The following is a 9,656-nucleotide window of genomic DNA, read 5'->3' as shown; positions in this document are numbered from 1 at the left end:
ACATTACCAGGCTTCAAATTGTAGAGAGCCCGAATCTAACGATTCGGGCTTTTTTACGTCTGCAGAAAAGTGAAATGCGGATAATTAATGCGCACTTATTCAACAGCTATCACGTAGGGCGAGCGCAGCGACTCCCGACACAAAGATAGTGTAGCATTTCACTGTGGCTCTCCACCGCTGTGGGTACCATGACATTCTACTGCGTAGCGCGCTGACTTCAAATTGTAGAAAGCCCGACTAGAAATAGTCGGGCTTTTTTACGTCTACAGAAAAGTGAAATTCGCGCAATTAACACACGCTCACATCAACACCCATCACGTAGGTCGGGTGAGCGCAGCGACTCCCGACACTAAGATCACCGTAAGTACCTTTTTATAAAGAGGTACTTCAATTCGAACCTCATTATATAGCTTCATATTTTCACTAAATCATACACTGATTATAGAGATGTTAGTTTCTTCTCACTTTGTTGCAATTTCATTCTTGGTTTAATAAGTGACCTGTGTAAAACTAGCTGCGTTAATTTAGTAAATCAGGTGACATGAATGTCGAATATTAAAGCTTGGAAACTTATAAGCCTGTTTTGTTTGTTCGCAGTGCTTATGGGTTGTCAATCTAAAGAAGAGCAGCTGCAACAAACAATTCAAGAGTCTATTAAAAAGGCTGATACGGAGCTGTCTCAGCTTGGTACTGCACTCGATAATGGGAGTGTGCGCAATGCTATATTACTTAAAGAATATGGCGAGCTTCTTAAAAAACAACAACCAGAGCTTACAAAAGTTGTTGATGTAATTACCCTTGATGCAACGCGCCAAGGTGCACTTTATAGTGGTTTAACACAGCGACTTAAAGATATTAAAGGAACTTACTTAATTCCTCCTTACGAAGATACGTTGCATAGCATTGATTTGTTGCGTGATGCGTCTAAACCTACGCTATTTTCTGATGCGCTAACCGATCCTATTAATATGCTAGCTGATATGTCCAAAGGCACTTTAGCGCGTGTAGGCGCAATTAGTAAGCAAGCTGAAGGTGAGGGTGTTGGTAACCAAATGGTAGGTAACCCTAACTATGGTAACTGGCAATCAAATAGTAACGGTATTAGCTTTTGGCAATGGTACGGGATGTACCGTATTTTAGGTGATGTATTTGATCGTGTTGAATATGGAAGCTGGAGTAAGCGCCGAAAGTATAGTTATTACAATGACTATGGCCGTTCGCGTTATTCAAGCCCTAAACAAATTAAAACCCAAAGCGCGCTAGAAACACGCACGCGCCAAACATACCAACGCCAAGGTAAGCAGTTTACAAGCCCTTATGCGAGTAAAAAAACAGGTGCATCCGGTTTAAGCCGTAGTAGTTATACGCCACCAAAAAGCCGCAGTAGTTATTCTCGTTCTAGCAGTTATAGCAATAGCTCAGGAACGGTGCGTGATAGCGGTAGCAGAACCTCTCGTGGCGTGAGCCGTGGTAAGTAAAAGAATAAGTTGGAGTTAGAATAATATGTATGAATTTAATGGAATAACTATGTGGTCGCTACAAGCGTTGGCGATTGATTTTGCAATTATTGTTTTATTATTTGTAAGCCTTAAATATATAAAAGGCTGGGTTTCAAACTTACACGCAAATGATGAAATAACAGAGCGTGATAACTTTGCTTTTGGTATTAGCTTTGCCGCTGGTTTAGTGGCACTGGCGATTGTATTAACAGGTGTAAGTAGTGGTGCTTTTGCTGCAACACTGCAACAAGAAGCACTGCAAATGTTAGCTTACGGCGCATTAGCTATTGTACTTATTAAGTTGGGCCACTTTTTCCAAGATAAAGTAGCGCTTCGTAAAGTAAGCCTGCACAACGAAATAGTTAAAGGTAACGTTACAGCTTCAATAATTGATTTTGGTCATGTTGTTAGCGTTGCCATCGTTATTCGCTCAGCACTTTTATGGGTGGCTACTGATGGCTGGCATGGTCTTCCAATTGTAATTGCTGCCTTTATTATAGGTAGTGTTGTATTACTACTTGTTAGCCAATACCGAGTGCAGTTATTTAAGCGTACAAACAAAAGTGGCGACTGCCTACAACAAGCAATTGTTGATGGTAACTTAGCTGTGGGTATTCGTTACGCTGGATTTTTAATAGGTAGTGCATTAGCTATTACAGCTGCAACGGGTGTTGCGCCATACGCTGCTGATAATATTAATGCGAGTTTACTATACTGGGCTATTAGCGCTGTTGTGAGCCTTGTCGCATTTATTATTTTGCACTTAGTGACAATTAAAATAATTTTATCTGGTTGCGATATTTCCGATGAAGTTAATCGTCAAAAAAATGTAGGTGTAGCAGCTATTTCTGCAGCAGTATCATTTGCTGTAGGTATCACTATGGCAACCTTACTAGGCGCATAATCAGTGTCATCAACCAACACTCCCCCAAGTAAGTCTCGCTTACTTGGGCACGATATATTACTAATTACTGTTATGGCCGTGCTTGCTGGGTGCGGCCTTATTTATGAATACTTACTGTCTCATTATGCGGGCCGTGTACTTGGCTCAGTAGAAAGCGCTATTTACGCCATGATCGGTACTATGATTGTAGCAATGGGCTTAGGCGCTTTTTTAGCGCGCTGGTTTAAAGATGCATTTACCGCTTTTGCTTGGCTAGAAAGCATTATTGCTTTGGTTGGCATGGGCTGCATTTTAGCGATAGCGGGTGTAATCGCTGTAAGTTATTCTCTTCCTCATTTATTTTCGAGCATTTTTAATTTACCCCCAGATGTTGTACTTAATGGTTATGTATTTCAAAAGCTACAAGAGTGGTCACGTTTTCTACCTTATGTTTTTGGTTTAATACTGGGCTTATTTATTGGTATGGAAATACCGCTTATAGCGCGTATTCGTCAGCATGTTTATGGTCGTTTTTTAGAAAACAACGCTGGGACTATTTATGGTGCCGATTATATTGGTGCTGGTATTGGTGCCGCCATTTGGGTAAGTATCATGCTCTCAATGCCTATAATGGAAGCTGCAGCGTGGACTGCGTTATTTAATATCATCGCAGGGCTCGCGTTTTTATGGCGCTACCACACCCATGTGCGCTTTGCTAAGGCACTTTTAGTTTGCCATATAGTACTGTTGGCATTGTTTGGCTTTATTTTAGTATTTGGCAGTAGCTGGATGAACAATCTAAGTAATGTTTTATACAAAGATAAAGTAATTTATTCGCAAGCAACTAAATACCAACATGTAGTTTTAACCGAAAGATTAAGCAAAAACCAACCTCAGCCAATTACCGATTTATATTTAAATGGGCGTTTGCAGTTCTCAAGTATTGATGAGCAAATATATCATTCAATGCTGGTTTACCCTGCAATGCTTGCCTCTAACAGACACGACCGTGTATTAATAATTGGTGGTGGTGACGGGCTTGCACTTAGAGATGTTTTAAAATGGCCTGTGAGTGAAGTAACGCTAATAGATTTAGACGCGCAACTACTCAATTTATTTGGTCATAAAGACGGTGACTTTACGCCGCCAGAGCACATCAATAAGCGATTACTACAGCTAAACAATAAATCGATGCAAGACTCGCGAGCCAACATAATTGTGGGTGATGCATTTTTAGAAGTTGAAAAGCTGCTTGATCAATCTAAGCAGTTCGACACTATTTTAATTGATTTACCTGACCCAAATCACCCTGATCTAAATAAAATGTACAGTGACTACTTTTATAATCATGTACGGCAGTTATTAGCACCCGATGGCGCAATGGCGGTTCAATCAACTTCACCTTATCATGCTAAAAAAGCGTTTTTAAGCATTGCAAAAACAGTTAAAGCCGCAGGGTTTGAGTATGTTGAGCAGTATCAGCAAAACATACCTTCGTTTGGGCAGTGGGGCTGGACTATAGCCACTAAAATGGGGCAGTCGGCCAGTGGCCGTATTAATGATGCGACGGCTATGCCTGTGCCATCAAGGTGGATTAGTAAAGAATATTTATTGGCAAGCTTTGTATTTCCTAACCACTACTTTGAACAAGTTAAAAATATTGAGGTCAATAGGTTAGGATCTGGTCAGTTGTATGATTACTACCGAACTGCATGGCAAATAGAAAGCGAATTGTATAAAAACTAACAAAATATGGTTGACATAATATGTCGGCCGTGAGAATCTTAACTCAGACATAATATGTCAAACGACAAAAGGCAGAGACATGGAATTAAATGAACTTTCAATAAAATTAGCTTCTTTTGAAACTGAAGGCGCTAACTTTGAGTCTTTCTTGATTGCCAACCCAGGCGAGCAAGATGTTTTACAAGTCATTGTTGATGGAAATGATGAACTTCCAATTTTTGTTACACAAACGCAAGAGCAGTTGTTATGTATTAGCTACTTGTTTGACGAAGATGAAGTTAAGAGTGAATTACGCAACGAGTTAAACGAAACATTACTACGTTTAAACGTGCCAATTCCACTGAGTGCATTTGCTAAAATCGATAACAAATACGCGATTTTTGGTGCACTGTCGGTAAATTCATCATTAGATGACGTTACCCACGAACTAGTGACATTAGCCGATAACGCTATTGACGCACTAGAAGCCGTGACCTTGTATTTAAACGATTAATAGCTAGTTAGTGGAGTTAAGATTATGAGTATTTTAAAAAAATTATTTACAGCAGTACGTGGCGGCGCTCGTGAAGCAGGCGAAGCAATTGTAGACAAAAATGGTATCCGTATTTTTGAGCAAGAAATTGCAGACGCGCAAAATGCACTTCACCGTGCTAAAAAAAGCCTTACTGAAGTAATGGCTAAAGAAATGCAAACTAAGCGTAAAATTAGCGCTGTAGATGCATCAATCGCTGAACATGAAGCGTATGCAGGCCAAGCTCTTGAAAAGGGCAACGAAGCGTTAGCATTAGAAATTGCAGAAAAAATTGGTGACTTTGAAGCTGAAAAAGCTGAAAACGAGCAAGTATTATCTGGCTTTAGCAATCACATTGTTACGCTCAAGCAGCAAGTTAAAGATGCTGAAAAATCGATTAAAGAGAATCAGCGCCAGCTTACAATGGTTAAAACCACTGAAAGCGTACAGCAAGCAACAATGGCTGTTAACAGCACGCTTAATACAAACAGCTCGTCTATGACATCGGCTCGTCAATCACTTGAACGCATTAAACAGCGTCAACAAGATCGTAGCGACCAGCTAGGTGCTGCAAAACAACTTGAGTCAGACGTAAATGGCGATGACTTAAAAGCAAAAATGGCTGAAGCAGGCATTGGCGACACAAGTCCAAAAAGCGCTGATATTTTAGCTCGCATCAAAGCGAAGCAAAATAGCTAACCATTACGTTTATACTTTAAAAAGGTAACCGAGTTTTGCTCAGTTACCTTTTTTGCTTAGAAGGCAGCCTTCCTATGTTTAATTTTTTCAAATCTAAAAAAGAGCCAGAGCGTCAGCTTAATCATCCGAGCGAGCTTAAAAAAGGCGACATGTTTAGCGTTATCGACTCCTTTGCTTATCCGGCATGGCTAAAAGGTGAAACGCTACGTGTTACTGGTATTCAGACTTACCAATATCAGCACAGTAGCGATACTGAATTTGTACTTGAGACAAACAGCGGCCAAGTTGTATTTTTACAAATTGAGCAAGATGACGGCGAGGAGTGGGCTAACTTTTCTATTAAAATTCAGCGCAACGAAGTTGAGGAGATATTTGGCCTTGATGAGTTTGCGCGTATTTTTGATGAAGAGTCGTTAACCCACATTACAGTGCAAAATACACCAGAGCGCTTTATGCAGTTTTTAGCTAAAAGCTATCAACAAAGCGAGTCGCCTTATGTGTGTTATTTCCATAATAAAGATTACCGCAACCAAACTTTGCCTCGTTATGAGCAAGAAGGTGGTGAGCCATGTGAAATGATTTGCTTAGCGTCAGATAATGAAGGCTTTGGTTTAAATATCGAAATTTGGGATGGCGGCGAAACCGAAGTATCGCTAACGCTCATGCGTCCAATGTCAGACATTGTAGACTTGTTTCCCGGAGATGCTAAGTGAGTGATGCTAAAGACAAGTGGTTACGTCAGGAACAAGCTGTACGTGCCACGCAAATGGCATTTGATCTAAGCAGTGAAGTTCAAAAGCTGATAAAAAAGCAAGCTATAGACCAAGAGCTAACGCCGTCAGATATGATCCGAAAAATACTTGGCTTAGACGTAAAGTCTAAAAAAACACGTCAACGTTTATCGTTTAACTTAAATGATGATGAAATAGCGCAACTAGCCAGTCGCTTTGATGTCTCAAGTGATGATAAGCGAGCCGTAAAACAACAAGTAGCTGACTTACTAATTGCTCACACTAAAAAAACTAAGTAGTTACACTAGATTATTATGAATATTATTTTAATTGCTTACTTAATTATTTTTGCGTTGTTTGGTACAGCGGCGAGTTATTTTGTACGTTTTATTTATGCGTATTGGGTGCTTAAAACAATGCCCATGAAGTACATTATAAAAGCAGGTATTTGCGTGATACTGGTGGTAGTAATTTCAGCGTTAATTCCGTATTTAAGTTAACGCTGAAATTAAGTTTGATTTACTTTATATCAAACGACTGACATTGCTGATTAATACACAGCGATTGTACTTCAAGTACAGGGGAGCAATCGGTTAAGCCTTGTGCTGCATTTTTTATTTTTTCTTGCTTTGTTATGAGTTGCGCAATATTTTCAGCTTTTTCTTGCGGGGTGTTAAGTGTTGAGTAAACAACATATTTACTCGGTCCACCGCATGCGCGGGCGCCAACTTCAAGCACTTTGCACTGAAAGCTAGCGGTGCAGCTATTATCACTCACCATGTCATTCAGCTCATAGTTTAAGTCAGACAAGTTTTTACTTTGTTCATTGCTTGACGTTATTGTGCTAGCACAACCACTTAGTAATAAAATGCTGCTAGCAACGCTTAAAATTGATAGTTTAATTGCCGATGATAAACAACTCATAACGTTATCCTTAAAATGCACTTACCGCTGAACCTTCAAGTTTAACACATTTATTTTCAACACACTGCGTGCTTGGCGTTGTTAAATGCTGACAAATACTCATCATCCCTTTTTGTGCATTATAGTTACTTTCAAGCTTTGTAACTTTATCACTTAAGGCTGTTACTTGCTCTTCAGACACTGATTTTGTTGAATACACAATAAAACTACTCGGTCCACCACATGCGCGGCTACCCACTGCATTTACCCTACATTGCGTGCTTGTATCACATTGCGTGTCTGCAATAAGTGTATTTAACTCGGTTTTAGCTGCTCTGATATCTTCTATTGAAACTTCTTTTAAATCGGGTTTCGGGATTTTTTCAGCAACTGATTTGTTTTGTGTTTTAGTACTCTCTTGTAATTTTTGAAGTACTGGCTTTGATGTTTCAGTTTCAGAGGTGACTGTTACTTGATCTGTTTCAGCTGGTGTTTTATCTAAGCATGCAGTTAAACAAAGAGGTAAAAGTATGGCTAACAATGGGGTACGCATAATAAACCTTGATAGTGATGAAATATTCATCACTATCATACACTGTGCATTTTTTACGGCAATAAAAACTATATAATCAAGTAATTAAAGTCCGCCCTGCGTTAGTTTGGTGGGATTAAGTAGCTTTTCGAGTTCACTGCGTGGTAAATCGGTTTCTTGTTCGGCTACATCAATAATAGGGCGGGCTTCTTTATAAGCCTGCTTTGCTATTTTTGCTGCTTTTTCATAACCGATCACAGGATTGAGCGCAGTTACCAAAATTGGGTTTTTAGCGAGCGCTTTATCTATATTAGGCTGATTTACCTTAAAGCTGGCAATGGCTTTATCGCCCAATGCTTGCGCGCTATTGGCAAGTAATTCTATACTTTGTAAAATATTATAAGCAATGACTGGCAGCATAACGTTCAGCTCAAAATTACCCGCTTGGCCTGCCACTGTAATGGTGGCATCGTTACCTATTACTTGTGCACTTACCATTGCAGCGGCTTCTGGTATTACTGGGTTTACTTTACCAGGCATAATAGACGAGCCTGGTTGCAATGCTTCAAGCTCTATTTCACCAAGGCCCGCTAGTGGTCCTGAGTTCATCCAGCGTAAGTCGTTTGCTATTTTCATTTGTGCTACAGCGAGTACTTTTAATTGCCCCGAAAGCGCAACTATGGCGTCTTGTGAACCTATGTTATAAAAAAAGTTACTGCTAGGCGTAAATCTAATGCCTACATTAGCACTTAGGTTTTCTGTAAATTTTGCTGCAAACTTAGGGTCTGCATTTATTCCTGTTCCAACCGCTGTACCACCTTGTGCAAGTTCGCATACATGCTCTAAGCTATGTCTAATTCCTGCTGCAGCATGATTAACTTGTGACTGCCATGCACTTAGTGTTTGATTAAATGTAACAGGCATTGCATCCATTAAATGCGTACGGCCCGTTTTAACTATATGGCCTACCTCAGCTTTTTTATTTTCTAGGCTTTGCGATAAGTTTTCAAGCGAAGGAAGTAATTCATACACTACATTTATTGCACTACTGAGTGCGATAGCGGTAGGAACTACATCGTTAGAGCTTTGCCCCATGTTTACATCATCATTAGGGTGAATGTTTTCATTGCCCAATCGGCTAGCAAGTGTTGCAATAACTTCGTTGGCATTCATATTTGAGCTTGTGCCAGAACCTGTTTGAAAAATATCAACGGGGAAATGCTCAACATATTCGCCATCAATAATACTTTGACAAGCTTGCTCAATAGCATTTGCTTTAGCTTTGCTTAAATGTCCAAGCTCGCAGTTACTTTGTGCAGCGGCTTGCTTTATATAAGCCAGCGCAGTGATAAATTGCTTTGGCATAGGTAAGCCACTAATTGCAAAGTTATTAACCGCTCGCTGTGTTTGCGCCTGATAGAGCGCATGAGTAGGTACTTGTAGCTCGCCCATGCTGTCTGATTCTGTTCTAAAGTTGCTCATAAGTGTGCTCCTTAAAAAGGGTTGAATTCGTGACTAAGAATACGAGCTTCACGCTCAAGTATTAAAAATTGTGCAGTATTGTTATGCACTTTATAAAACCGTTTTAGTGCTAATAAAGGTTTGTATAACTGCTCTAAACATTGTTTACGAATAGCATTATGGATAAGAGGGTCGCACATTTTGTTCATAATTTCATGGTGTGTGCGCCTAAGATAAAACTCTTGAAGCAAAGGATTTCGCTGTTGTTCAAAGTTTTTGGCGACGTTTAGGGCGGTTTCTATGTAATTGGCAACGAGCATGGGTGCATGCAGGCCGGGTCTTAAGCAATGGCAAGAGAGTTCTTGATGGTAGCGATGCTGTGCATGATTTGAAGACATAAAAAAACCGACTCAAGTTAACGATAATAGTTATCATTACATTTAATCGGTTTCAGTGTAAACAGTTATTATTAAAATTATTTGCGATATTAATTTGAGTTTTAATTGTAGCCAAGAATAAATATCTGATCTGTTTCATGTTTTGTTATCGCCTTTTGATTATGTTTAGGATGCGAAAGTAAATCGATTACTGTAGCTCTCATATCAACGGCATAACTATGATCGTCGGTGGTTTTTTCAATTATAGCAACAGCTGCATCTACAGCTGTATAAGAGGGAGTATGCATAATATT

The 9,656-nt window shown here is 39.7% G+C and carries 13 protein-coding genes; 8 read left to right on the top strand and 5 right to left on the bottom strand.

Annotation, left to right across the window (positions count from 1 at the left end; all coding sequences use genetic code 11):
* Window positions 1-545: 545 nt before the first annotated feature.
* The 8 genes from NRL14_RS15780 to NRL14_RS15745 all read left to right on the top strand — a co-directional run bounded on the left by NRL14_RS15780 (window position 546) and on the right by NRL14_RS15745 (window position 6,569).
* Window positions 546-1,478: a CHAD domain-containing protein gene (locus NRL14_RS15780; RefSeq protein ID WP_306725103.1), complete on the top strand. Its 933-nt coding sequence runs from the start codon at window positions 546-548 to the stop codon at window positions 1,476-1,478.
* A gap of 25 nt (window positions 1,479-1,503) precedes the next feature.
* Complete coding sequence (locus tag NRL14_RS15775) at window positions 1,504-2,403, top strand: DUF350 domain-containing protein (RefSeq protein WP_306725102.1); 900 nt, start codon at window positions 1,504-1,506, stop codon at window positions 2,401-2,403.
* Between the two features lie 3 nt (window positions 2,404-2,406).
* On the top strand, window positions 2,407-4,128 hold the full coding sequence (locus tag NRL14_RS15770) for a polyamine aminopropyltransferase (protein WP_306725101.1): 1,722 nt from the start codon (window positions 2,407-2,409) through the stop codon (window positions 4,126-4,128).
* 79 nt (window positions 4,129-4,207) lie between these two features.
* Complete coding sequence (locus NRL14_RS15765; RefSeq protein ID WP_004335098.1) at window positions 4,208-4,621, top strand: YjfI family protein; 414 nt, start codon at window positions 4,208-4,210, stop codon at window positions 4,619-4,621.
* Window positions 4,622-4,645: 24 nt separating this feature from the next.
* Complete coding sequence (locus NRL14_RS15760; protein ID WP_007377917.1) at window positions 4,646-5,338, top strand: PspA/IM30 family protein; 693 nt, start codon at window positions 4,646-4,648, stop codon at window positions 5,336-5,338.
* A gap of 74 nt (window positions 5,339-5,412) precedes the next feature.
* Window positions 5,413-6,051, top strand: a complete 639-nt coding sequence (locus tag NRL14_RS15755) for a DUF4178 domain-containing protein (RefSeq protein WP_007377916.1) — start codon at window positions 5,413-5,415, stop codon at window positions 6,049-6,051.
* Window positions 6,048-6,368 carry a hypothetical protein gene (locus NRL14_RS15750; protein ID WP_007377915.1) on the top strand — a complete coding sequence of 107 codons (321 nt, stop codon included), beginning with the start codon at window positions 6,048-6,050 and terminating at the stop codon, window positions 6,366-6,368. Before NRL14_RS15755 ends, NRL14_RS15750 begins: the two co-directional genes overlap by 4 nt.
* A gap of 15 nt (window positions 6,369-6,383) precedes the next feature.
* A complete protein-coding gene (locus NRL14_RS15745; protein ID WP_007377914.1) occupies window positions 6,384-6,569 on the top strand; it encodes a hypothetical protein in 186 nt (61 codons plus the stop codon).
* Window positions 6,570-6,588: 19 nt separating this feature from the next.
* On the opposite strand, the gene NRL14_RS15740 is transcribed toward NRL14_RS15745, so the two are convergent.
* The 5 genes from NRL14_RS15740 to NRL14_RS15720 form a co-directional block, all read right to left on the bottom strand.
* The gene (locus NRL14_RS15740; protein ID WP_007377913.1) at window positions 6,589-6,993 is read right to left on the bottom strand and encodes a hypothetical protein; all 405 of its coding nucleotides are present in this window, start codon (window positions 6,991-6,993) and stop codon (window positions 6,589-6,591) included.
* A 10-nt stretch (window positions 6,994-7,003) separates the two neighbouring features.
* A complete protein-coding gene (locus NRL14_RS15735) occupies window positions 7,004-7,525 on the bottom strand; it encodes a hypothetical protein (RefSeq protein WP_306725100.1) in 522 nt (173 codons plus the stop codon).
* An 84-nt stretch (window positions 7,526-7,609) separates the two neighbouring features.
* On the bottom strand, window positions 7,610-8,986 hold the full coding sequence (locus tag NRL14_RS15730) for a lyase family protein (RefSeq protein WP_306725099.1): 1,377 nt from the start codon (window positions 8,984-8,986) through the stop codon (window positions 7,610-7,612).
* Between the two features lie 11 nt (window positions 8,987-8,997).
* Window positions 8,998-9,363, bottom strand: coding sequence for a hypothetical protein (locus NRL14_RS15725; protein WP_232224816.1), 366 nt, complete (start codon window positions 9,361-9,363; stop codon window positions 8,998-9,000).
* 101 nt (window positions 9,364-9,464) lie between these two features.
* The gene (locus NRL14_RS15720) at window positions 9,465-9,650 is read right to left on the bottom strand and encodes a hypothetical protein (RefSeq protein WP_007377909.1); all 186 of its coding nucleotides are present in this window, start codon (window positions 9,648-9,650) and stop codon (window positions 9,465-9,467) included.
* Between the last annotated feature and the right edge of the window lie 6 nt (window positions 9,651-9,656).

The organism is Pseudoalteromonas sp. 20-92, assembly GCF_030847595.1.
Classification (GTDB): domain Bacteria; phylum Pseudomonadota; class Gammaproteobacteria; order Enterobacterales; family Alteromonadaceae; genus Pseudoalteromonas; species Pseudoalteromonas fuliginea.
Note: the sequence above shows the minus strand (reverse complement) of the source record. Positions and strands in the feature narration are given on the sequence as shown.

Excerpts from the sequence above, each read along its gene's own strand:
- NRL14_RS15780 (WP_306725103.1), top strand. The coding sequence starts at position 546 with ATGTCGAATATTAAAGCTTGGAAACTTATAAGCCTGTTTTGTTTGTTC.
- NRL14_RS15775 (WP_306725102.1), top strand. The coding sequence starts at position 1,504 with ATGTATGAATTTAATGGAATAACTATGTGGTCGCTACAAGCGTTGGCG.
- NRL14_RS15765 (WP_004335098.1), top strand. The coding sequence starts at position 4,208 with ATGGAATTAAATGAACTTTCAATAAAATTAGCTTCTTTTGAAACTGAA.
- NRL14_RS15760 (WP_007377917.1), top strand. The coding sequence starts at position 4,646 with ATGAGTATTTTAAAAAAATTATTTACAGCAGTACGTGGCGGCGCTCGT.
- NRL14_RS15755 (WP_007377916.1), top strand. The coding sequence starts at position 5,413 with ATGTTTAATTTTTTCAAATCTAAAAAAGAGCCAGAGCGTCAGCTTAAT.
- NRL14_RS15745 (WP_007377914.1), top strand. The coding sequence starts at position 6,384 with ATGAATATTATTTTAATTGCTTACTTAATTATTTTTGCGTTGTTTGGT.
- NRL14_RS15740 (WP_007377913.1), bottom strand. The coding sequence starts at position 6,993 with ATGAGTTGTTTATCATCGGCAATTAAACTATCAATTTTAAGCGTTGCT.
- NRL14_RS15735 (WP_306725100.1), bottom strand. The coding sequence starts at position 7,525 with ATGCGTACCCCATTGTTAGCCATACTTTTACCTCTTTGTTTAACTGCA.
- NRL14_RS15730 (WP_306725099.1), bottom strand. The coding sequence starts at position 8,986 with ATGAGCAACTTTAGAACAGAATCAGACAGCATGGGCGAGCTACAAGTA.
- NRL14_RS15725 (WP_232224816.1), bottom strand. The coding sequence starts at position 9,363 with ATGTCTTCAAATCATGCACAGCATCGCTACCATCAAGAACTCTCTTGC.
- NRL14_RS15720 (WP_007377909.1), bottom strand. The coding sequence starts at position 9,650 with ATGCATACTCCCTCTTATACAGCTGTAGATGCAGCTGTTGCTATAATT.